Annotated in this window: 22 protein-coding genes; 7 read left to right on the plus strand and 15 right to left on the minus strand. The window is 39.1% G+C overall.

Features of this window, described 5'->3' with window-relative positions:
- The 5 genes from panB to mazG all read right to left on the minus strand — a co-directional run bounded on the left by panB (nt 1) and on the right by mazG (nt 4,107).
- Complete coding sequence (gene panB, locus NE363_RS15390; RefSeq protein ID WP_004698602.1) at nt 1-810, minus strand: 3-methyl-2-oxobutanoate hydroxymethyltransferase; 810 nt, start codon at nt 808-810, stop codon at nt 1-3.
- Nucleotides 811-853: 43 nt separating this feature from the next.
- Nucleotides 854-1,336, minus strand: coding sequence for a 2-amino-4-hydroxy-6-hydroxymethyldihydropteridine diphosphokinase (gene folK / locus NE363_RS15395; protein WP_445535398.1), 483 nt, complete (start codon nt 1,334-1,336; stop codon nt 854-856).
- Nucleotides 1,333-2,796: a polynucleotide adenylyltransferase PcnB gene (pcnB, locus tag NE363_RS15400; RefSeq protein WP_068934874.1), complete on the minus strand. Its 1,464-nt coding sequence runs from the start codon at nt 2,794-2,796 to the stop codon at nt 1,333-1,335. The genes folK and pcnB overlap by 4 nt, the downstream gene beginning before the upstream one ends.
- 125 nt (nt 2,797-2,921) lie before the next feature.
- Nucleotides 2,922-3,332, minus strand: a complete 411-nt coding sequence (locus tag NE363_RS15405) for a ComEA family DNA-binding protein (protein WP_445535399.1) — start codon at nt 3,330-3,332, stop codon at nt 2,922-2,924.
- Nucleotides 3,301-4,107 (minus strand): nucleoside triphosphate pyrophosphohydrolase, encoded by an 807-nt coding sequence (mazG, locus tag NE363_RS15410; protein WP_445535400.1) that lies wholly within the window; start codon nt 4,105-4,107, stop codon nt 3,301-3,303. Before mazG ends, NE363_RS15405 begins: the two co-directional genes overlap by 32 nt.
- Nucleotides 4,108-4,219: 112 nt before the next feature.
- On the opposite strand from mazG, the gene NE363_RS15415 reads away from it, so the two are divergent.
- A complete protein-coding gene (locus NE363_RS15415) occupies nt 4,220-4,993 on the plus strand; it encodes an SDR family oxidoreductase (protein ID WP_445535401.1) in 774 nt (257 codons plus the stop codon).
- Between the two features lie 45 nt (nt 4,994-5,038).
- Here NE363_RS15415 and NE363_RS15420 read toward each other — a convergent pair whose 3' ends face one another.
- Genes NE363_RS15420 through cysM form a run of 4 tightly spaced genes read right to left on the minus strand, consistent with a single transcriptional unit; the run spans nt 5,039 to nt 10,540 of the window.
- Complete coding sequence (locus tag NE363_RS15420) at nt 5,039-7,345, minus strand: RelA/SpoT family protein (protein WP_004698623.1); 2,307 nt, start codon at nt 7,343-7,345, stop codon at nt 5,039-5,041.
- Between the two features lie 30 nt (nt 7,346-7,375).
- Nucleotides 7,376-8,767, minus strand: a complete 1,392-nt coding sequence (gene rlmD, locus NE363_RS15425) for a 23S rRNA (uracil(1939)-C(5))-methyltransferase RlmD (protein ID WP_445535402.1) — start codon at nt 8,765-8,767, stop codon at nt 7,376-7,378.
- Nucleotides 8,768-8,776: 9 nt separating this feature from the next.
- The gene (locus tag NE363_RS15430) at nt 8,777-9,595 is read right to left on the minus strand and encodes a 3'-5' exonuclease (RefSeq protein ID WP_039251128.1); all 819 of its coding nucleotides are present in this window, start codon (nt 9,593-9,595) and stop codon (nt 8,777-8,779) included.
- Between the two features lie 12 nt (nt 9,596-9,607).
- Complete coding sequence (gene cysM / locus NE363_RS15435) at nt 9,608-10,540, minus strand: cysteine synthase CysM (protein ID WP_068932614.1); 933 nt, start codon at nt 10,538-10,540, stop codon at nt 9,608-9,610.
- Nucleotides 10,541-10,712: 172 nt separating this feature from the next.
- Here cysM and NE363_RS15440 point away from each other — a divergent pair, with 172 nt between their 5' ends.
- From NE363_RS15440 to rsfS, 5 genes are all read left to right on the plus strand, one after another.
- Nucleotides 10,713-13,520, plus strand: a complete 2,808-nt coding sequence (locus tag NE363_RS15440; protein ID WP_346791043.1) for a GacS-like sensor histidine kinase — start codon at nt 10,713-10,715, stop codon at nt 13,518-13,520.
- A 96-nt stretch (nt 13,521-13,616) separates the two neighbouring features.
- On the plus strand, nt 13,617-14,405 hold the full coding sequence (locus tag NE363_RS15445) for a crotonase/enoyl-CoA hydratase family protein (protein WP_445535403.1): 789 nt from the start codon (nt 13,617-13,619) through the stop codon (nt 14,403-14,405).
- Nucleotides 14,406-14,416: 11 nt separating this feature from the next.
- The gene (locus tag NE363_RS15450) at nt 14,417-15,283 is read left to right on the plus strand and encodes an NAD(P)-dependent oxidoreductase (protein WP_445535404.1); all 867 of its coding nucleotides are present in this window, start codon (nt 14,417-14,419) and stop codon (nt 15,281-15,283) included.
- Nucleotides 15,284-15,299: 16 nt separating this feature from the next.
- Nucleotides 15,300-16,094, plus strand: a complete 795-nt coding sequence (locus NE363_RS15455) for a hydroxypyruvate isomerase family protein (RefSeq protein ID WP_019458119.1) — start codon at nt 15,300-15,302, stop codon at nt 16,092-16,094.
- An 81-nt stretch (nt 16,095-16,175) separates the two neighbouring features.
- Complete coding sequence (rsfS, locus tag NE363_RS15460; RefSeq protein ID WP_001047580.1) at nt 16,176-16,577, plus strand: ribosome silencing factor; 402 nt, start codon at nt 16,176-16,178, stop codon at nt 16,575-16,577.
- A gap of 48 nt (nt 16,578-16,625) precedes the next feature.
- Here rsfS and NE363_RS15465 read toward each other — a convergent pair whose 3' ends face one another.
- Both NE363_RS15465 and NE363_RS15470 read right to left on the minus strand, forming a co-directional pair.
- Nucleotides 16,626-17,339: a hypothetical protein gene (locus NE363_RS15465; RefSeq protein WP_445535405.1), complete on the minus strand. Its 714-nt coding sequence runs from the start codon at nt 17,337-17,339 to the stop codon at nt 16,626-16,628.
- Nucleotides 17,317-17,895 carry a hypothetical protein gene (locus NE363_RS15470; RefSeq protein WP_445535406.1) on the minus strand — a complete coding sequence of 193 codons (579 nt, stop codon included), beginning with the start codon at nt 17,893-17,895 and terminating at the stop codon, nt 17,317-17,319. Before NE363_RS15470 ends, NE363_RS15465 begins: the two co-directional genes overlap by 23 nt.
- A 240-nt stretch (nt 17,896-18,135) precedes the next feature.
- On the opposite strand from NE363_RS15470, the gene NE363_RS15475 reads away from it, so the two are divergent.
- Nucleotides 18,136-18,957, plus strand: a complete 822-nt coding sequence (locus NE363_RS15475; protein ID WP_445535407.1) for an SDR family NAD(P)-dependent oxidoreductase — start codon at nt 18,136-18,138, stop codon at nt 18,955-18,957.
- Between the two features lie 85 nt (nt 18,958-19,042).
- Here NE363_RS15475 and NE363_RS15480 read toward each other — a convergent pair whose 3' ends face one another.
- The 4 genes from NE363_RS15480 to NE363_RS15495 form a co-directional block, all read right to left on the minus strand.
- Nucleotides 19,043-19,606, minus strand: a complete 564-nt coding sequence (locus tag NE363_RS15480) for a hypothetical protein (RefSeq protein ID WP_445535408.1) — start codon at nt 19,604-19,606, stop codon at nt 19,043-19,045.
- Between the two features lie 203 nt (nt 19,607-19,809).
- Nucleotides 19,810-21,264: an NAD(P)(+) transhydrogenase (Re/Si-specific) subunit beta gene (locus NE363_RS15485; protein ID WP_174735587.1), complete on the minus strand. Its 1,455-nt coding sequence runs from the start codon at nt 21,262-21,264 to the stop codon at nt 19,810-19,812.
- A gap of 12 nt (nt 21,265-21,276) precedes the next feature.
- Nucleotides 21,277-21,591 (minus strand): proton-translocating transhydrogenase family protein, encoded by a 315-nt coding sequence (locus tag NE363_RS15490; protein WP_000230434.1) that lies wholly within the window; start codon nt 21,589-21,591, stop codon nt 21,277-21,279.
- A gap of 11 nt (nt 21,592-21,602) precedes the next feature.
- Nucleotides 21,603-22,730, minus strand: a complete 1,128-nt coding sequence (locus NE363_RS15495; RefSeq protein ID WP_004698636.1) for a Re/Si-specific NAD(P)(+) transhydrogenase subunit alpha — start codon at nt 22,728-22,730, stop codon at nt 21,603-21,605.
- Nucleotides 22,731-22,889: the final 159 nt, after the last annotated feature.

The following is a 22,889-nucleotide window of genomic DNA, read 5'->3' on the forward strand; positions in this document are numbered from 1 at the left end:
TTACAGCTCAACATTGAAAGTATGTTCTTTGGCAGGGAACGACTGATCTTGTACAGCAGCATGAAAAGATTTAAAAGCATCTAAAATAGCTGTTTCACCAGACTGTTCTTTCATGAAGTTACGCACAAAACGTGCAACCTTGCCAAACGTCAAACCTAACATGTCTTGTACAACCAATACCTGACCGTCAGTCGCATTACCTGCCCCAATACCAATCACTGGAGTATTTGGGAACAGCTCAGCAATTTCTTGGCCTAGTTGTGCTGGAACGCATTCAAGCAATAGTACCGCCGCTCCAGCTTCAACCACAGCCGTACAGTCAGCAATCAGTTGATCCGCAGCTTCACGTGTTCTAGCTTGTAACTTATAACCACCAAATACATGCACAGATTGAGGTGTTAAACCTAAATGAACGCATACAGGTACACCATTACGCGTTAACACTTGTACCGTTTCACTTAGCCATGCACCGCCTTCGATTTTGATCATCTGGGCACCAGCTTGCATAACTGTTTTCGCATTCTGCAAAGCATCGTTTAAAGTGGCATAACTCATAAATGGTAAATCAGTCATAATCAATGCATGCTGGTTACCACGGCGCACCGCCGCCGTATGATAAGCCATGTCTTCAACAGTTACAGGTAACGTTGAATCACGACCTTGAATTGCCATTCCAAGAGAATCACCAATTAAGATAGTATCAATTTCAGCAAGTTCCATTGCTTTTGCCATACTTGCATCGTAACAAGTTAGACAAGAGAACTTACGTCCTTCGGCTTTAAATTTTCTTAAGTCACTAAGACTAATCATGATGGTATCCTCTACAGGAGTTTGCAGAACGTATAAGTCAGGCTTAAGCCCAAGACTCATCAGCAAGTACAGTCAGCGTCGGCTGCTGTAAGAGTTCTAAATTTTTAAGTGGCTGATCATTAATATGTAAATCAGCATCTAAATCTAATAAAGGAATCACAACAAAATCTCTTTGCAGTATTCCTACGTGCGGCACAGTTAAGCGCTCATTTTGTATTTTTTCATTGCCATAAATCAGTAGATCAAGATCTAAAGTTCGCTCACCCCAATGACGTAGTCGCACACGCCCAGCTTCCCGTTCAAAGCGCTGGAGCTGGTCAAGTAAGTCAAGAGGAAGTAACTCGGTTTTTAGCTGAGCGACTGCATTTAGATAGTTAGGTTGATCTTGAGGACCCATGGGTGGGCTTTGATACAGTTTGGAGACCTTCACTTCACCAATAGATTTAAGCTTAGCTATTGCTTCAGACAAAATCTGGCGTGAGTCACCTAGGTTACTTCCTAAGCCAATATACGTGGTTACTGTCATTGTGTAGGCCCAAAAATAACTTGGCTCAAATCACGTTGTACCCGCTTGCGCTTTAAAATGGGGTGATCACTCGTCATGTTAGCTTGTGATGCAGAAGATTTTTCCATAAAGCGATCAACAGACTGCTCTTGTCGTGAGCGTTCTTTCTTACCACGACGGCTTCGAGGTTCTGGAACGTCTACCAAAGGCTCAATTTCTACATCAACTCTATTGCTTTCAATCGGTTCAGCAGCAACCTTACGACGACTTTTCGCTTTTTGACGATTATATTGGCTAATCGCAGCTTCTTTTTCGTCATTTGACATTTCTTGGTAAGCATCCCACCAACTCCCCATTCCTTGCGTTGTGTCATCACCTGACTTTTCACGAAGTAATAAGAAGTCAAAACCTGCACGGAAACGCGCATGGCTTGCCAATGCTTCAATTTGCTGTGGCTTTGGATTAAGCAATCGGGTTTGCATTTCCCAAACTTCACGAATAAAAGTTTCAGCAAAACGAGGAATGACTGTACGTGTGGCTTGACGTTTTAAAACATCTAAACCGGCCTGCGCACGAGCTTCTGCTGGAACCACACCTTTTGTTAAATAAAAATCACAGCGTTCTAAAAATGGCTGCCACAATAAAACCGCATAGAAAAATGCTGGGTTAATGGTTTTACCAATTTGAATACGTTGATCTGTATTTTTTGCAGCGCGTTGAATAAATGGCGTCAGATCTGGACGAATATCAGCAAAAAGCTGCTTCCACACGCCAAATTCAATTAGCATTGGTAATACACGTGCCAAATGACCCATTGTGAAAAGCTTCTGAGACTCATCGTATAAACGGTGCGGAGAAACATCACGAAGCAATTGTGTCATCTCAACATCAAAAATATCGAGAATATTTGAATCAATCTTGAAATTTAGCTTCGCTGCAAAACGTAATGTCCGTAGCATACGCACCGGATCTTCTTCAAAACGTTGTGCAGGATCACCCAATAAACGTAAAGTCTTATTTTTGACATCATCAATTGCTTTACAAAAATCGAGCACAATACCCTTACGTGGTTGGTAGTAAAGCGTATTGATAGAAAAATCGCGTCGAGCAAAGTCCTGCTCTATTGTTCCCCAGTTATTGTCACGCAAAATCATGCCTGAAGCATTGGTGACTGCTTTTTTAGGAGGAGCACGGAAAGTAGCAACTTCGATTAGCTCACGCCCTGAATAGACATGTGCCAATTCAAATCGACGACCAATAATTCGGCATCGACGACCAAAAACTTCTTTAATTTGAGAAGGTGTTGCATTGGTGACTGCATCGAAATCTTTAGGATTGAGTCCTAGCATTAAATCACGGACACCACCCCCAACAATATAAGCCTCATAGCCTGCTTTGTTCAGACTATCGATCACATCTAAAATCGAAGAAGGAAGTTGGGCTGTGGACAAACCACATTTTGACGCTCGCAAGGTTTGCAAAAGACGCTGTCTCCTACGTCAGGACGTAAATAACAAGTTGTCGCTAATCATAGCTCTAACACACACAAAGGGCAATTTGATTCTCTTTAGATTGCGCAGGAAATGATAATTGACGAACAGAACTTTTATAAGGCTAAACGCGATTTATTTTTTTCAAAAATAGCAGGCCCGATTCCTTTGACATTTTTAATTTCGTCAATATTTTTAAAACTTCCGTTCTTCTGTCTATATTCTACAATCGCTTGCGCCTTTTTCTCACCTACGCCTTTTAACTGCTGAAACTCATTTACAGTGGCCTGATTCAAGTGAATTTGCCCTGTAGAGTCATTAGAACTCTTAGTATAAGAATTTTTAGAACCATAAGAATGAGAAGGCTTAGAGATGTTTAACTTTTGGTCATACATCTGCTGTTTAGCCTTCCATTCCTGAAAGTTTTGATCAAAAGATTGAGCAAAAACCGAAGGTGAAATTCCCCCTAAGTACAACATCATTAGAATAAAGCAATTATTTTTCCAATGTCTCATGCTGTATCGCATGTCGTTTTTCCCCTGTTTGTAATTGTCGTTTTGCTTGATTCCACAATTCATCCATCTCGGACAAAGTCATGTCTTCTAATGTTCTTTGCTGTTTTATGGCTTGCTCTTCAATAAAAGCAAAACGACTTCTAAATTTATGTATGGTTGATAAAAGTGAAGTTTCACTTGAAATATTAAGTTTACGTCCTACATTGACTAATGAAAACAGACAATCTCCAAATTCGTCTTGAATTTCATCAATATTTTGACTTTTGAGCGCCTCTTTGAACTCACCGAGTTCTTCTTCTAGTTTTGCATAAGCATCTTCTACTGTTTCGAAATCAAAACCGACTTTTGCAACATTTTTTTGAATTTCCTGTGCTTGAGACAGTGCAGGACCATGTTTAATTTCATCTAATCTTGATTGCGGCTTGCCTTGCTTTTCTTGTTGTTTAATTTGTTTCCATAGCTCACTGACTTGTTCGGGTGTTAAGTTATTAAATTGATCAGCTTGAAACACATGTGGATGACGTCTTATTAATTTTTCACTAATTGCCTCAACCACATCTTGAAAATTGAACGCCCCTTGCTCACTAAACATTTGTGATTGAAATACAACTTGTAGTAGCAAATCACCCAACTCATTTCGAATCTCATCAATATCGCCCTGACGAATGGCAGCTTCGACTTCATATGCTTCTTCAATCGCATATTTTGTCAGTGACATTGGGGTTTGTTGTTGATCCCACGGACATTTTTCACGTAGCTCTTGCATAATTTTAAGCAATTTATCCATGGTAACCCTCAAGTTTAAAAAGTTGGTCAGTAAATTTAAAATCTTAATTTGCTATGATCAAAATTAAAGCGGCAAATCATTCGTCATATTGTAACGATAAAGAGAAAAAAAGATGAAACATAGCATTCTGATTAGTGGCGCAGCTCAAGGTATTGGCGCAGAAATTGCGCGAGTATTTTATAAACAAGGATATAAAGTAGGCATTTATGATATTAACGAATCACTTGCTCAAAGCTTAGCAACAGAGTTAGGACCTAATGCATGCGCTGGCTATTTAGATGTTAGTGATTACAGCCAGTGGCAACATATATTAAAACAATTTACCGACTGGGCTGGCGAGCTTAATATTTTGGTGAATAACGCAGGAATTTTATATTCTGGGGCCTTTGAAAACATCGATATCAATTCACATCAAAGAACAATCAATATTAATGTAAATGGCGTAATCAACGGCTGCCATGCTGCACTGCCCTATTTAAAGCAAGCTTCTTTTGCACGAGTCATCAACCTCTCATCAGCTTCTGCAATTTACGGACAAGCTGACCTTATTTCTTATTCAGCCAGTAAGTTTGCAGTTCGAGGAATTACCGAAGGTTTAGATGTGGAATGGAAGAAATACGGTATTCGTGTTTTAGATGTGATGCCGTTATTTGTACAAACTGCGATGGTCAATAATATGGATGCTGGCAGTATTCAAAACATGGGAGTCGATTTAACACCCAACGATATTGCTCAACAGGTGCTTTCACTTGTCGAGAAAAAAGCTCATTTCTGGACACCTACGCACACTCCAGTTGGTATAAAAACCAAATTACTTTATCAACTCTCAACAATAAGCCCACAGTTTTTAAATCGGTTAACTAATATTTATTTATCGAGAAAGTAGCTTATAAAAAAGGCCGTCAATTGACGGCCTTTTTACTTAGTTTATTTAAACACCTTGAATCATACGTCGTGCGCTGATAATCCCCGGTTGTTGCTCTAAACGAGCCAACAAACGTGAAAGCTGAGCCAAACCTTTCACCTCAATGAGCAACTTCATATTGGCAATACCATCAGCCTCAGAAATTGTATTTACCTGACGGATATTAATTTGGTCAGAGAAAATCACTTGAGTTAAGTCTTTGAGCAAACCACGACGATCATAAGCTTCAACTACAATTTGAACACTTTGACCACGAGTTGGCTGCATTTCCCAATCGGCTTCAACAGCACGTTCTGGCTCTTGCTTAATCATACGCTGATAATCAGAACACAAGACTTTGTGAATACTTACGCCACGGTTCAATGTGATATAGCCAGCAATTGATTCACCATGGACTGGTTGGCAACACTGTGCAATATGTAGCTCTACGTTGTCTAAACCATCAATCAAAATACCATGTGCAGACAAAGTATGGCTGGCACGTGGGTTTAATGTTGGCTTAAGTACCAGTTCAGGCTCATCCTGATCCAGATGCATTTGGCGATTAATCTGGTTAATCAAGGCATGCAGACTTATATCGCCGCTAACCAGATTAACCAAAATATCATCGCCTGTTTTCACATTAAAATGTGATGAGTAGTCGTTAAGATCGATACTCTTAGGGTGAATCGCCAATCGAGACAATTCTTTGTTCAGTAACTCACGACCAACTTCAAGGTTCTTACTACGATCTTGCTGTCTGAACCAGTGACGTAGCTTGTCACGTGCACGAGATGTCTTGATATAACCTAAAGAATTCACCAACCAGTCACGGTTTGGTTCACGGTCTTTCTTGGTTAAAATCTCAACCTGCTCACCTGTTTTTAGCGTATAGGTTAATGGCACGTAGCGCTGGTTAACACGCGCTGCATAACATTTATTCCCTACCTCTGTGTGTACATGATAAGCAAAGTCTAAAACAGTTGAACCACGTGGTAATTCTTTAATATCACCATCACGACTAAAGACATAAATCTTTTCAAAACCCTCAAAGTCTTGAAGCTGATCAAAGCCTTCTGTCTCGTCTTCATTTTGATGTACTGTGGTTTCATTACGTTCTTGGTAATGTTCCAAAACAGCACGAAGCGAATGCAAACGATGGTTAAAAGAATGGTCGGTATTCTTTGAGCCTTCTTTATAGTTAAAGTGCGAACATACGCCTAATTCTGCTTCATCATGCATCTCATGAGTACGAATTTGTACTTCTAAAGATTTATTTTCAGCAATTACAGCAGTATGTAATGAGCGATAACCATTTGCTTTCGGGTTGGTAATATAGTCATCAAACTGGTGTGGAATATGACGCCAAATTTGATGAACAATACCTAATGAGTGATAACACTCTGGTACGCTATTCACTAACACACGTAAGGCACGAATATCATAAAGCTGATCGAAACTCAGGTTTTTACTTTTCATTTTTCGATAAATCGAATAAATGTGCTTTGCTCGACCTGTAATTTCAGCTTCAATACCGTAAGACGCCAACTCATTCTTTAAGCGATCAATCACGAATTGAATATAATGTTCACGCTCCAAACGCTTTTCATTGAGTAAAGAAGCAATCTCTTTATAACGGTCTGGTGCCAAATAGCGGAAAGCTAAATCTTCTAGTTCCCACTTAAGCTGTGCAATACCTAAACGATGCGCTAATGGAGAATAAATAGTTAGAATTTCACGTGCGACCCGCTCTTGACGCTCACGTGATGAGTTTGCGAGCTCTCGTAAAGAATAAGTACGCTCGGCTAACTTAATTAAAACAACACGAACATCTTCGGTCACAGAAATCAGCATTTTATAAATGCCGCTTAAATGTTCCCGCTGGTTATTATTAAAATGGTCTTCTAATCGTTTATTTTTTTCAATGAGCTCTGAAAGCTTACCCATTGCCAAAGTGCCTTTGACAAGGTTATAGACTTGCTCACCAAATTTGCGCCTCACTTCTTCTATATCAGTAATGTCCTCACGAACACTACGATAAAGCATCGCAGCAGATAAAGTATCTTCATCTACATGTAAATGCGCCAGAATATCAGCCATTCCAACACCAGTAGCAAATGTATTGGAACGATGATTAACCGTTGAATCTAACTCTTTTTGCAGGGTTAAATGCGCAACCTCTTCGAGTTGTTTAAGCTCTGCCCCATCTAATATTTCACGAACCCGATCCAACCATGAGGCTAAACCGACTTGTGTTTCGGCGGCATGCTCTACAGTCGTTTCCTCTGACAACTCAGTTAGTTGTTCAGGTAACTGTTCACGTACTGTGACCATACCATTCTCCTAGATATGTAACTCATGTTTTTAATCGTTTATCTCTTGAATTTTTTCAAATAAAGCAATTGATTCAACATGTTCTGTATGCGTAAACATGTCCATAACCGCTGCTTTTTTTAACTGGTACCCATGTTGAACCAAAACACCGGCATCCCTTGCTAGTGTTGCTGGATTACATGATACATAAACGATTCTTTTTGCTCCAAAGTTTGGTACATACTGCATAATTTCATATGCACCGGCACGAGGAGGATCAATCAATAATGCATCAAATCCTTGATTTGCCCAAGAATGATGCGAAAAATCTTTTGTTAAATCTTGTGAAAAGAAGGCTGCTTGCACCAAATTATTGCATTTTGCATTGCCTGCTGCCCGCTGCACCATTTCTTCACTAGCTTCCACACCAACAACCTGACCATTTGCACCAACACATCTTGCAAGTGGAAGCGAAAAATTACCTAATCCACAAAACAGATCAAGTACCCTTTCACCGTCTTGTAATTGAAGCAATTCACATGCCAATTGTACCATTTGTTCATTTACTGTCGCATTGACCTGCGTAAAATCCAATGGCGAAAAAGCAAAATTTACCTCAAATGCATTTAAAGCATAATGTAAGCGCATAGCACCTTGCTCTTCATCAATACGACGAAGACTTTCAGGGCCTTTGGGTTGTAAATACAATTGCCAGCCTTTGTGTAACGCAAATTGTCTTAATTGGTTGACATCAGAATTATTTAATTTTTCTACATGACGAACCAATAAAGACGTTTCATTATCACCTTTTGCTAATTCTACATGACCAATATGTGCTTTGCCCTTTAGACTTTGGAGTAAATTACGCAACTCTGGCAGACTATCTGATAACTTTTTATCCAAAACACTACAAGTATGGATAGAAGTTAAACGATTACTATGATGCTCACGGAAACCTAGAATCAAACGATCCGGTTTTGGCAAATAACGCACACCTATACGCGCTCGACGACGATAATCACTTTGTAAAGAACGAATTGGCTCTAACCACTGTTCAGGTTGAATACCTGCAAAATGCTGTAAATGTGACTGGAGTACATTTTGCTTTAAGCGAATTTGCTCATCTGGATGAATGTGCTGCATGCTACAACCACCACAAATACCATAATGAGGACAAACTGCCTCTACACGATTTGGTGAAGGTTCAGCTAAAAGCTCAATCATCTCAGCTTCTTCAAGACGTTTAGCTTCATGCGTGATTTGAGCCTTTACCATTTCTCCAGGCAACGCATAACGAATAAACACTTTTTTACCATGCTTATCTGCCGGATGATCTGGATGAGAACCATAGTGCGCAATTCCTCGCCCCTCATGAGAAAGAGTTTCAACCTGAAAAATATATTCTGGTTGTTGAGCTTTGCGAGATTTGGCTTGCTGTTTCAAAGAATGAACCTAAAAATCTAAAGGATTAAAATAGTGGGACGTAAATTCGGTGTATTTCGAAGTACGTTGCCACACTTCAAGAAAATCGGCCTGTTGAGGCATAGTCTGTAAATATTCAATACTCGAACTAATCCAGTGATTATGTTCATCTGCATTTAATTGGCCTTTTAGTACTAGCCAACGCAAATAAATGAACCATGTATTGAGTACATCACCTTCACAATAACTGGTTAATTTTAACCACTGTTGATTACGAACATATTCAGGAACATGATAACCCGATTCACCACGCTTACCTGGCAAACCTAAAATGCAGGCGATATCATCAAGCTTTTGGAAATTACGACCATTAAACATTGCCATAACATCCATTAAATCAATATGACGATGGTGATAACGGTTTTGGTAATTATTAAAACGTTTTTGACTATCAAGCTCACCTTGATCAAACAAGCCCGGCGCAGAAAGACCATGATACATGGCACGGAACAAAATAACTGGCAAATCAAATTGTGAGCCATTCCAACTTACTAAAGTCGGGTGGCGCTTATCAAAAATAGATAAAAACTTCTGTAAAATTTCAGCTTCTGAATAGTGCTCTCGACTAAATGAAAATAATCGAAAGCCCGATTCATCAATCCATAGTCCAGAAATGCAAACAATTTCGTGCAATGGTAAACGCTGAAAATCCATGCCTGATTCTTGACGGCGGATTTTTGTGAGTGCCTGTTCAACATCTGCCTCTGGCAAATCAAGATGATATAAATGCGCTCCCGCTTTTAAATCAGTTAAAGTTTCAATGTCAAAAACTAAAGTTGGGAAACGCATTCTTTCTCTCAATTATGAGTTATCGTCCTGTACTGAAAACAAACCTGTAGATAAGTAGCGGTCGCCACGGTCACAGATAATGCAAACAATAACAGCATCCGGATTTTCTTCTGCAATCTTAATTGATGCCCAAACCGCACCACCTGAAGATGTACCAGCACTAATACCTTCCATACGTGCCAATTTACGCATAGTTTTTTCAGCTTCAATTTGAGGAATATCAATAATTCGGTCTACACGACTGCTATCAAAAATCGTGGGTAAATATTCTTTTGGCCAACGGCGAATACCCGCAATGCTTGATCCGTCTGATGGTTGTAAACCCACAATCTGAATGTCTGGATTTTGTTCTTTTAAATATTTAGAAACACCCATAATGGTACCTGTTGTACCCATTGAGCTTACAAAGTGAGTAATTTTACCACCAGTTTGTTTCCAGATTTCAGGGCCTGTCGTAAGGTAATGAGCCTCGACATTATCAGGATTACCAAACTGATTTAGAACATGACCTTTGCCGTCTTTTTCCATTTGCAAAGCTAAATCGCGTGCGCCTTCCATACCTTGTTGGGGAGTCACTTCAATCAGTTCTGCACCATAGGCCAACATCGCATCTTTGCGTTCTTGGCTCATGTTATTTGGCATAATAAGTTTCATTTTATAGCCACGCATTGCCGCAACCATAGCCAGCGCAATACCTGTATTACCGCTAGTTGCCTCAATTAACGTATCGCCCGGTTTAATTTGACCACGCTTTTCTGCCTGCATAATCATGTTGTAGGCAGGACGATCTTTTACAGAACCTGCTGGATTATTACCTTCCAATTTTGCTAAAACCGTTGCTTGCGTATGACAAGCCAAGCGCTGCAAACGGACTAGAGGTGTTTTACCTACATAGTGATCTAACAAAAATTCGTCGGCTAAAAAATCAGGTTGTGTATTACTCATGATCAACACCTAAATCGGGGTGGCACTATTGTATGAAAAAATGATCGGTACTGCACCCATTTCACTATGCTTTTTAATAAAAGTGATTAAAGCACGGTCAGTTATAAAATGCCGTCTGTTTTAAAATAAAGCGTGATAATATGCCCTACAGAGAGATCAATCTGATGTAGCCATGTCTAATTTCAATAAAACCTTATCGAAACGCTTACGTCTGAATCATGCATATGGGCAATTGATTGCTCTTATTTTTGTGCCCATGATGATTTTAACAGGGGTTGGCGCATTTCTGGTTTTAACTGAAACATCTCATTCGGCCAAGCAACAGCAGCTCCATCACGCTTCGGCTATTTTGGCTCGTTATAATGAAATCGCCAAAGACCTCTACACATTGGTAGAGCTAAAACCTGATGAATATGATCATGCACAAAACATTATGCAAAGCATGTTCAGTGAAAAAGATTTAAAACGTGCTGCTTTAATTGATAGTAATGGTCAAACATACTTAAGTGTGGGTTACCGAGATAATCGTTACTGGCCCAACTTTACCCAAAGCAGTAGTTTCTTCGGCCCTATCTCTTACAACCATAACAATATCTATGGTATTCGAGTTACTAATACCACAGGAAAAACTCCTGTTTGGCTTGTGATTGAAATGGACAATCAGCCATTAGAGCTAGCACGCTATCGTATTTTGATCGCTTTAGTCATTACCAGCTTAATGACGCTACTCTTGCTTTTGCTCTGCCTAAATTTTTTCTCTCGCCGCTGGGTTGCACCGATGTACGAAATTCGAATGCAATTACAACGACTTAATGCAGACACTTTAGATCAGCACATGATCATTAACAGTACAGGCGAATTACGATTACTCCAACGTGATATTGCAAACGTAGTAAAACGTTTACATTTTAGTTTTTTAGAGCTTAAAGAACATACAGAACAAACCGAAGAAGACTTACGCAGAACATTAGACACTTTAGAAGTTCAAAACATTACTTACCGTCAGGCACGTGACCAAGCCATTTCATCAAATCAGGCAAAATCCGTTTTCCTTGCCAATATTAGTCATGAGCTTCGTACGCCGCTTAACAGTATTGATGGCTTTATTCATTTATTGCTTCGCCAACAAAACCTGAGTAACGAACAAAATCTCTATCTACAAACTATTCGAAAATCTTCTGCCCACTTATTAGCATTAATTAATGATGTATTAGATTTCTCAAAAATTGATGCAGGTAAACTAGAACTTGAAACAGCACCGTTTGATTTAGAAGAAGCTATTTTCGATGTCATGGACATGTTGTCACCTTTGGCTGCCCAAAAGCATATTGCCATGGCATTTTATTATGCAGACAACATTCCTCAAGAAGTCATTGGAGATGCTTTACGCTTTAAACAAATTTTGACCAACCTAATTTCAAATGCAATTAAGTTTACCCCAGATGGCGAAATTATTGTTCGTGTCCGTATGGAACATGACGATATTGGTCAATGCTTACTTCATTTTAGCGTTCAAGATAGTGGTATTGGTTTAAGCGGCACAGACCGGAAAAAATTATTTGAGTCGTTTTCGCAAGGAGATGCATCTGTTACACGTCAATTTGGTGGTACAGGCTTGGGTCTCGCGATCTCCAAACAACTGGTTCACCTCATGCATGGTCAAATTGGTTTTGAAGATAACCAAGAACGTGCGCCAACAGAAAAAGGTTCAACATTCTGGTTTACTGCACAGTTTGCTGTAGATGAAGAACATGAGATAGAACATCCTCACTTCGAACATTTACAAGTCGTGTCTTATTTAGCGCATCCAGCCACGGCAAGTGTTTTACGTTACTATCTTGAAAATTATCAAGTTCCACATATCGAAACTCAATCGATTTTGGACTTATTTAGCCGCTTAAAACACCTCGATCAGAAAGATAATACATGGCTTGTTGTTGATCATAGCGGTGACACAGAAGCTCTACTTAAAGAAATTCGTAGCCGTTATCAAGGTAACCTAGCAGTTTACGGCTACCAAATGACACTTGAGCCAAACATGCTCACCGAATATCGTGCTCGCCCTCTTTATCAACCATTAAGCCGCAGCGGACTCATTCAATTATTAAGTGACCAACCTATTTTTGAAGAAGAACAACAAGACTTTAATGGTCAGGGATTACATATTTTAGCGGTCGATGACCATTTACCAAACTTAATTGTTTTAGAAGCATTGTTAGGTGAGTTAAATGTTAAAACCACTAAAGCCTTAAGTGGACAAGAAGCGTTGAATATCATCCAAGAACGCATTGATCAAAAGCTCAAACCGTTTGATTTAGTGTTTATGGACATTCAAATGCCGGTTATGTCAGGCATTGATACTACTCGCGCGATCCGCTCTTTAGAATCAACGCTAGATGGTGAAATGCAGCTTCCAATTATTGCATTAACAGCCCATGCCCTTGCTGATGAAAAACAAAAGCTTCTGAAAGTTGGTATGAATGACTATGTCACCAAGCCAATTCAAATGGAGCAGATCATTCAGATTTTAACGCAATGGACTAAAAATAATTTCACTGCACAAGCCTTAGATAAAGATCATCATGTTGTTGCCGAGGCACTAGACCCAGAAATATTAAACTGGCAGCAAAGTCTGCAATTGGCAGCAAACAAAGAAGATCTTGCCCAAGACTTACTTAAAATGTTGGTGGACAGTTTCCCAACCGAGCTAGATGAAATGCAGCAGCTCATTGAACTTGAAGACTTCCCTCAACTTGAGCATGTATTACACCGCCTCTATGGTGCAACTCGCTATGTTGGCACACCAAAACTTCAACAAGTTACAGGTGACTTTGAACAGTTTGTTTCTAAGTTACGCAAAGAGCGCCGTAGAGCTGACGATGGATTTATTGAAGAAGTTACACAGCGCTTCAATGAATTAGGACTTGTCATTAAAGAAGTAGAGAGTGCAGCTCACCAAATTTTAGTGATACCAGACTAAAAAGAACCTATAAAAAAGGCATGACTGACCTGTCATGTTTCCAATTTCAAGCCATGTTATGCTCCGCTTATCGATAAAAAAATAAGCGGGAATTTCATGGCACTTTTACGTATTGAAAAGAATAATGGCATTGCGACAGTTTATCTAAACCGTCCGGATAAACGTAATGCCATGAGTTTCGCTCTCCTCAAAGAACTTGTTTCAACGGCTAAAGCCATACAAAAAGACCGAGAGATCCGCTGTGTAATTTTGACTGGCGAAGCACAAGTATTTAGTGCCGGAATTGATTTATCTGACCTCAACAATCCTAAAAATTCTGCATTTGCGATTTGGGAGCTTGTAAAACCAGGACAAAGCCTTTTCCAAAAAGCATTTTTGATTTGGCAAAACTTGCCTGTACCTGTGATTGCAGCGATTGAAGGTTATTGCTTTGGCGCGGGAATGCAACTTGCGTTGGCTGCCGATATCCGTATTGCCCATCCAGAAACCAAAATGTCGATTATGGAAAGCCGCTGGGGATTAGTACCCGACATGGGGCTTACCCGCTCACTTAAAGGTTTGATTGGTGTAGACCTTGCAAAAGAACTCACCTTAACTGCGCGTGTGTTTGACGGAAATTATGCAAAAGATATTGGCCTTATAACGCACTTAAACGAAAATCCATTACAAAAATCGAATGCGATTGCCTCAGAAATGCTACAACGCTCACCAGATGCATTGACTGCTGCAAAACGCGTATTAGATGCAATGGAACATCAACCAGAAAAATCATTGCGTCTAGAAAAAATCTGGCAACTTAAACTATTACTTGGTAAAAATAGCAAACTCGCTCGTAAAAAAGATAAACATCCGGAAGTTAAATTTTTACCACGCCAATATAGATAAGAGCTTTGAAGATGAATTTTGATCGTAATACACCGATTGCCTTTTTAGGCATAGGGCTTATGGGAAGCCGTATGGCTAGCCGTCTTATTCAAGCAGGTTTTCAAGTTGCTGTCTGGAACAGAACAGCATCTGCTTGTGAAGAACTTATCGATATCGGCGCACACGCTCTCGATCTTTCAAACATCGGACAATACCCTGTAGTTTTAACTTGTTTAGCTGATGATAAAGCTGTGCAAGCTGTATTTAAACAAATTCAACCTCACTTAAAAGCTGGTCAAGTTATTGTGGACTTCTCAAGTCTGTCTGTTGCTGCAACAAAAGCACTCGCTCAAGCTACTGCTTCACAACACGTGACATGGATTGACTCTCCTGTTTCGGGCGGTACAGCTGGTGCTGAACAAGGTACACTTGTCATTTTTGCAGGTGGAGATGCTCAAACTATTGAAGCTTTAAGCCCGGTTTATAATGTACTTTCCCAACGAGTAACACGAATGGGGGATACTGGTACCGGCCAAGCCACTAAAATTTGCAATCAGCTCATTGTGGCAGCGAATAGCGCTCTTATCGCGGAAGCTGTAGCACTAGCAGACCGCGCAGGTGTAGACACGACATTACTCGCTCCCGCGCTAGCTGGTGGATTTGCCGACTCAAAACCTTTTCAAATACTTGCGCCACGTATGGCAACACATACATTCGAGCCTATTCAGTGGAAAGTTCAAACATTATCTAAAGATCTTAACAACGCGGTAACATTAGCTAAGAATGTTAATTTAGACATCCCTGTTGCACAAAAAGCTCTATTACAGCTACAAACTCACCAAAAAAATGGCTTTGCCGAGAAAGATTTAGCTACTATGATTCAAGTAGTAGAGCAATAATAAACGGAGTTTGTATATGGGTCGTCTTGCCGTTAACTTATCCATGATTTTTACCGAAGTTTCTTTAATTGAACGCTTTGCATTAGCCCATGCAGAGGGCTTTGAACATGTAGAAATCCAATTCCCATATGAACTTACCATTTCCGATATTCAAGACCAACTTGAACGCTATAACCTCAGTTTATGCTTAATTAATGTTCCTGCTGGAGACCTTATGCAAGGTGGAAATGGTTTGGCAGGTGTACCAGGCCAAGAAAAAGCATTTCGTGAAGCATTAGAATTAGCTATTCGTTATGCCACCGCTTTAAAAGTACCACGTGTCAATATTTTGGCAGGTAAGCAACCTCAAGATTCAGATTTACTTCCTTGCCTTAAAACTCTTGCAAGCAACTTAAAGCTGGCCTGTGACTTACTCACAGAACATGATATTGAACCTGTATTTGAGATGATTAATGGCACAGATATGCCACGTTTTTTAGTACAGAACATTGCTCAAGCTCAAGAAATGCTAGAAGCAGTCAATCACCCTGCTTTAAAAATGCAATATGACTGTTACCACATGGCGATGATGGGTGAAGATGTACTTGAAGGGTTACAAGAAAATATTCACCAAATTGGTCACATTCAGTTCGCAGATTGTCCGGGACGCCATGAACCCGATACAGCCCAGATTCCTTACGAACAAATATTTTCTTGGATCAAACAAAGTGCTTATATGGGCTACATTGCGGCAGAATACAAACCTAAAAACGGCTCAAATCAGTCATTTACATGGAAAAACAAATATTTTTCCGATGATGTAAATATATAAACTGTTACTAGTTTCGTTTGAAATTCTGAGTGAAAACCACTATATTAGATAGTGAGTAATTGTCAGGAAAATATACCCTATATGAATTTAGAACCATCGCCCAGCGTGTCTAATTCTCACGATTTCGCAATGAACACCTCAAATAAAGACGTACAAGCTTGTCTCAAAGTCGTCCATGACGCTTTAGTTGATGTAAAAGCAAAAGATATTCTACAGTTAGATGTTAGCTCTATTAGCAACGTTGCTGATGCTATTGTTATTGCGAGTGGTACTTCTACTCGTCACGTCAAAGCACTTGCTGATAATGTTGCAGAAGAAGCTCGAAAAGCTGGTTTCCGCCCGATTGGCGTTGAAGGCGAACGAGATGCCGAATGGATCTTAATTGATCTTGGCTTTGTTGTAGTACACGTGATGCTACCGACAGCCCGCAAATTCTATGATTTAGAAAGCTTATGGCGTACTGCCCCAGAGTCAGTCGCATAAAATTTTTGCTTTTAAAAAAAGCGGCTCTTTTGAGCCGCTTTTTTAATATCATTTGGTTATTAGTTTTTTTAAATTTTCATATTCTTGTGGGTATATTTCTATGAGATTTAAAATATTCCCCATATTTTGAAACAAGATCCAATATATTTCCTTGTCCTCTTTTTTCCATAAAGGGGCATAGTATTGGTATTTAGCCAAATTCAGTACCATTTTAATAGAATCCCTCAACACATCCTTTTCATCATCTGTTTGACAATATTTTTCGATATGAATCAACCACTCCACTTTACCCCAAAAAGATAAGTTCTCAGAAAATTCTAATCTTTGTACAAAGCTAATTGGTGTTGTAGTTAGTAAATAAAGTTCGTCTACCTCTTTAAGCTCAGTACTCAACTTAGTAATTTTCTGAAGCAAATAAAATGGAAGCTTTAATTTTTTACGATAGAACAAATTAATTACTTCGCCCAATGAAATATACTTCATTTTAAGCGCTCTATATAAAATCATAAATAAAATAGACTTATCATTTAACTTATCTATATATAAATAAAAATCCTGTTTATTCCATTCTAAAATTATCATTTGTAATAAGCATTTTTTTACACTTGTATTCTCAAGCTGATTATTTTGAAATTGCATAAAATAGTTATTAAAATCAAAATTACGATTTTTCAATACAAAGATAGCAAAATCCACAATAGATAAGTACTTACTATTTAAAGCAAACAGCAAAATTTCATTATCTAATGCATCTAATTCCAACAAACGATTCAAAAGAACTTTTTTTTACATCTACATATTTTGATTGTCGAAATTCCGACCTTAAAAAGTCTAGATTCTGCTTTACAGCAAACTTAATCCAATAGTACCTAATCCACTGATCATTTGCATTTTTACCAATCTCAAGCAACTCTGATTCAATAATCAATTGGTTAGATTGGATATAATTAAATAAAGCTCTACTCAATTTCCCCTGTCTAGACAATAAAACCAATTTTACTTTATCTAAATTTTGATGAATTTTATCCATCAATATATCTTCAATCTCTCCTACAATTCGAATTCTTCCCTTAATTGCTTCAATGTCTAAAAAATAAGTGATACATAAATCCGCACAATCTGACCGTTCTGCCCACTCTAATAAATGACGAGCTGCGAGATGCCTATTAACTTGCACATAATCACTTAATTTACGTAGCAAATGTGGAAATAAAGATGGCTCGAAACATCCTGATAATTGTCGGAGTACAGCTTCGCGCTGGTAACCATCCCAAAGATAAAGTTGATTAATTTTTACCCTAATCTCATCTATGTTCATTTTATTTGATTTATAAATTTTAAAGATCAATATATTAAACTTAATTCAATAAAATTAAAAAGTTAGATTTTAATATTTCCAGAAAATTATAGAATAATAGAGTTATCATTTTCTTATAAGCCTAACTTACGAGCTAGTCATCAGCCATTTTTAAATTTGACATGACAAATTGTCAAAATTACAGCACTATAACCATTCTTAAAGTCTCATCAATAAATAGCATAACTGGAGCACTAAAAAGTGAAGATACTCATTACAGGCGCCAACACAGGAATTGGCTTTGCCACAGCAGAACAACTTGTAAAACAAGGGCAACATGTCATTTTGGCGTGTCGAAATCCTCAAAAAGCTCAAGAAGCACAAAACAAACTGCGCTCACTTGACCAAGGGCAAGTCGATATCGTTTCTCTTGATTTGAATAGTCTTGAGTTAACCAAGAAAGCTGCAGATGAAATTGCAGATAAATATGGCAATCTTGATGTACTTATTAATAATGCTGGGTTATTTGCAAGAACAAAACAGCTCACAGCAGATGGTTTTGAGCAACAATTTGGCGTTAATTATTTAGGTCATTTCTTACTTACTCAAAAGTTACTCCCAGTTTTACAACATTCCCATCAAGCCCGTATTGTTCATCTTGCATCTATTGCTCATTGGGCTGGTTCAATTAAACCTAATAAATTTCGTGCAGAAGGTTTTTACAACCCCCTGTTCTATTATGGGCAATCCAAGCTTGCAAACTTACTCTTCAGCAATGCACTAGCTGAACAACTTACTGGTAGTACAATTACAAATAATGCATTACACCCTGGTGGTGTCGCTTCAGATATTTATCGCGATTTACCAAAACCAGTTTATGCGGCCATGAAATTAGGCTTAGTTCCAACTTCAGTTCCTGCAAAACTTATTACGGAAATGGCAATTGGAGACTCATGGCAAAACCGCAACGGCGAATATGTCAGCGCACATATGCCTGACTGGAAATCGCCACATGCCAAAAACCAGCAACTGGCACGTGACCTCTATCAACACTCAATGGACTTAATAGAAAAGTTTCTTTAAATCCTAAAAAGCAAAAAAACCACCCGAAGGTGGTTTTTTATTTCAAAGTAATTTAGTGATCTGTACCATTAATTAATTTAGAGTTTTAATCATTAATTCTATATTTTTCAATTACACCTTGTTCTAACTCACGAGTTACACTAGCTGTAGTTCTATAAATATCTTCATGCTCCATAAAATGCAGATTCCAGAAACCCAACTCCCTACCATTCTTATCACATTCTTGAGAATGATGTAGTTCATAATTACTTATTTCATAAGAATATAAATTCCCATTTCTATCGAAGTGATTGGTTCTAGATCCTAATAAATCCTCATTAAAGTCAGTTATACAACTCGCCATCAGTATGAATTTATCATCCATAAAAATATAATGATCTACTCTAGACATATTCTTTGTTCTATCATTTAAAATTTCTTGATAGGCAACCAGTTTATAATTTTCTCCTGCATAGATTTCAATTATACTTATACGATTTAAACGATTAATTATGGTTATTTCTTCATAGATAAAATTATTATCTTTATCTAAACAGGTAATTTTGGAAGATACCCAAATAGATCGCCCCATACTAACATCTAAATCATTTAATATAATCTTTTTTATTGGATAGTCTTCATGTGCTTCTTGAACTGTGACTTCAATCATAATTTAAAGATATGCATGAGTGCATTATTATCAGTATTTTTAGTCTATAAGATATTTTCATTTTTTCAAATAGCGCCAATCTTGCTTCTAGTCACCAAAATCAATTCATTTTATTCGTTGATAGTTTCAACGTTACAGCACTACAATACCTTTAATAAAAAAAGCCACCCTAGGGTGGCTTTTAAAATCCTGATTAGGCCAGTTTAGTGACCTGTACCATTAATTGATTTAGTCATATCTTCAACAACTTTCTTAGCATCACCAAAGATCATCATTGTTTTTTCGTTATAGAACAAATCGTTGTCTAGACCAGCATAACCTGTTGCCATAGAGCGCTTAATCACCATGATTGTACGTGCTTTATGCGCTTCAAGAATCGGCATACCATAAATTGGTGAGCTAGGGTCATCTTTTGCAGCAGGGTTCACAACGTCGTTTGCACCAATGACAAGTACTACGTCAGTTGCGGGGAAATCCGAGTTGATCTCATCCATTTCCAAGATGTCTTCATATGCTACGTCTGCCTCAGCAAGCAATACGTTCATATGACCAGGCATACGGCCTGCAACCGGGTGAATTGCGAAACGAACACGAACACCCTGCTCTTTCAGAATTTCACACAACTCTTTTACAGCATTTTGTGCACGGCCTTGCGCCATACCATAACCCGGTACAATCACAACACTGTCTGCATTTGACATCAAGAAGCCAGCATCATCAGCAGAACCCGAACGGTAGTTACGCTGAACTTGCTCACCTTTAGCAGCTGTAGAAACTGCCGCACCGCCCATCGCACCACCAAACAATACGTTGATGATTGAACGATTCATTGCTTTACACATGATGTACGACAGAATCGCACCAGATGAACCTACAAGCGAACCAGCAACGATCAACATGTTGTTTTCAAGGGTAAAACCAATACCTGCTGCTGCCCAACCAGAGAACGAGTTAAGAAGCGATACAACTACAGGCATATCACCACCACCTACAGGTGCAATCCATACCCAGCCAAATGCAAGTGCAAGTGCTGTCATTGCCCAGAAAGCAGTCATGTTGCCAGTTGTGAAGAAGTAGAAACCACAAGCCAACATCGCAATAAAGATAAGTGCTTGAACAGGTTTAACCCATGCACCAGAAATTGTTTTAGCCCATTTTTTCGCAGCCAATTTACCATATGCGAATACAGATGCAGTAAAGGTAATCGCACCAACGAAACAACCCACAAACAATTCAAATAGATGAACCTTGCTCATGTGTGCATGTTGTACACCAGCTGCAGTCAAAGCCGCCTCATTTTGAGCAAACAGTGCAGTTAATTGGTTGTTATGTAAAATTGCAGCTATTGCAATAAGGACAGCAGCTAAACCAACCAAAGAATGCATAAGCGCAACAGTTTCAGGCATTTGTGTCATTGGCACTGTACGTGCACGTGCAATACCCACGATTGCACCTAACACCATCGCCCCAACGATCATCCAGATGACTGGGTTGTTGGCAACAAAGAAGGTTGTCACAACTGCAATCGCCATTGCGATCATACCGTAACGGTTACCTTGAATTGCTGTTTTAGGGCCAGACAAGCCACGAAGCGTCAAGATAAAGAGGATTGCGCCTACAAGGTACAACCAGTTTGCATTTGCTTGAATAAATTCCATGTCAAAGCCCTCTTATTTCTTTTGCTTAGGCTTGAACATTTCCAGCATGCGCGCAGTTACTGCGAAACCACCGAAAATATTAATGCTTGCTAAAAATACTGCAATTGCACCGAGTACACTCACCACATTCACACTTTGAAATGCAACATTCGCATCTACACCTAAAACAGGTAGACCTACAGTTTGCAACATCGCACCAACAACAATAATTGATGACAATGCATTAGTTACTGCCATAAGTGGCGTATGCAAAGCTGGTGTAACACCCCAAACAACGTAATAACCTACGAAGATGGCAAGGACGAAAATTGTAATAGTTTCAACCATGAGAAATCTCCTTAACCACGCTTAAGCAGCACTTGACCGCCATGAGTGACCAATAGGGCTTTTTGGATTTCGTCTTCTTGATTAATCGCAAAGTTTTTCTCTTTGTCGAATAAAGTTTCTACGAAATTAAAAACGTTACGTGCATATAAAGCAGAAGCTTCTGTTGCTACAGTTGCTGGAATATTTGGAACACCCAAAATTTTCACACCATTTTCTGTAAAAACAGTCTCGCCCACTTTAGAACCTTCAACATTACCGCCAGTTTCAACTGCCATATCCAAAATGACAGAACCTGGTTTCATCTTGGCAACAGTTTCAGCTTTGATCAGACGCGGCGCATCACGACCTGGCAACAATGCGGTTGTAATCACAATATCGGCATTAGAAACAGCTTTATCTACAATCGCAGCTTGGTCTTTAATGTATTGCTCACCCGGCATCCAGCCATAACCATTTTTTGCTGCATCTGCCGCACGTTGTTGCTCTTCTTCAGACATTGGTACGTCTAACCATTTACCGCCTAAAGACTCAACTTGATCTTTGGCTGTAGGACGTAAGTCTGTTGCTTCAACAACTGCACCCAAACGTTTTGCAGTAGCAATCGCCTGAAGGCCTGCAACCCCAACTCCCATAATCACAACACGTGCAGGTTTCACAGTACCAGCAGCAGTCATAAGCATTGGGAACATGCGTTGATATTCGGCAGCAGCAAGCAAAACTGATTTATAACCAGCCAAGTTTGCCTGAGAAGACAACACATCCATGTTTTGTGCACGAGAAAGCGTACGAGGAAGCAATTCCAGAGCAAAAGCAGATACTTGCTGATTGGCAAATTGATCTAGCTCGGTATTACGATAAGGATCAAACATTGCTACAACAGCTGTATTTGCTGCAAGTTTTTGAATTTCCCCGCCTTGTGGCGCACGAACTTTCAAAATAATTTGACTACCCGTATAGGCATCATCCGTAATGGTTGCACCGACCTGTTCATAAGCACTGTCAATGTACGCAGCCTTTACACCAGCACCACGTTCAATCACAACGCTATGACCAGCGCTAATCAACTTCTTTACTGTCTCTGGCGTAGCAGCTACACGATTTTCACCGACGACAGTTTCGGTTGGGATTCCGATCTGCATGAGCGTTCCTCAAGCTAATTTCTCATTGTCAAAAACATTGCAAACTGCAATGTTTCCCCCATGTGTATTCTTTGTACAGAATTTGGATTCTAATTGAACTTTTTGAAAATACCACCCACTATTTATTTAATAAATACCCATATTTTGAACTGATGATTC

The sequence above is a fragment of the Acinetobacter sp. G18 genome (genome assembly GCF_052660225.1).

Coding starts and splice junctions, on each gene's coding strand:
- NE363_RS15490 (WP_000230434.1), bottom strand. CDS start 21,591: ATGGTTGAAACTATTACAATTTTCGTCCTTGCCATCTTCGTAGGTTAT.
- NE363_RS15440 (WP_346791043.1), top strand. CDS start 10,713: ATGTCTAATTTCAATAAAACCTTATCGAAACGCTTACGTCTGAATCAT.
- NE363_RS15480 (WP_445535408.1), bottom strand. CDS start 19,606: ATGATTGAAGTCACAGTTCAAGAAGCACATGAAGACTATCCAATAAAA.
- panB (WP_004698602.1), bottom strand. CDS start 810: ATGATTAGTCTTAGTGACTTAAGAAAATTTAAAGCCGAAGGACGTAAG.
- NE363_RS15415 (WP_445535401.1), top strand. CDS start 4,220: ATGAAACATAGCATTCTGATTAGTGGCGCAGCTCAAGGTATTGGCGCA.
- NE363_RS15450 (WP_445535404.1), top strand. CDS start 14,417: ATGAATTTTGATCGTAATACACCGATTGCCTTTTTAGGCATAGGGCTT.
- NE363_RS15495 (WP_004698636.1), bottom strand. CDS start 22,730: ATGCAGATCGGAATCCCAACCGAAACTGTCGTCGGTGAAAATCGTGTA.
- cysM (WP_068932614.1), bottom strand. CDS start 10,540: ATGAGTAATACACAACCTGATTTTTTAGCCGACGAATTTTTGTTAGAT.
- NE363_RS15445 (WP_445535403.1), top strand. CDS start 13,617: ATGGCACTTTTACGTATTGAAAAGAATAATGGCATTGCGACAGTTTAT.
- mazG (WP_445535400.1), bottom strand. CDS start 4,107: ATGGATAAATTGCTTAAAATTATGCAAGAGCTACGTGAAAAATGTCCG.
- NE363_RS15430 (WP_039251128.1), bottom strand. CDS start 9,595: ATGCGTTTCCCAACTTTAGTTTTTGACATTGAAACTTTAACTGATTTA.
- folK (WP_445535398.1), bottom strand. CDS start 1,336: ATGACAGTAACCACGTATATTGGCTTAGGAAGTAACCTAGGTGACTCA.
- NE363_RS15455 (WP_019458119.1), top strand. CDS start 15,300: ATGGGTCGTCTTGCCGTTAACTTATCCATGATTTTTACCGAAGTTTCT.
- NE363_RS15405 (WP_445535399.1), bottom strand. CDS start 3,332: ATGCGATACAGCATGAGACATTGGAAAAATAATTGCTTTATTCTAATG.
- rsfS (WP_001047580.1), top strand. CDS start 16,176: ATGAATTTAGAACCATCGCCCAGCGTGTCTAATTCTCACGATTTCGCA.
- NE363_RS15470 (WP_445535406.1), bottom strand. CDS start 17,895: ATGAACATAGATGAGATTAGGGTAAAAATTAATCAACTTTATCTTTGG.
- NE363_RS15420 (WP_004698623.1), bottom strand. CDS start 7,345: ATGGTCACAGTACGTGAACAGTTACCTGAACAACTAACTGAGTTGTCA.
- NE363_RS15485 (WP_174735587.1), bottom strand. CDS start 21,264: ATGGAATTTATTCAAGCAAATGCAAACTGGTTGTACCTTGTAGGCGCA.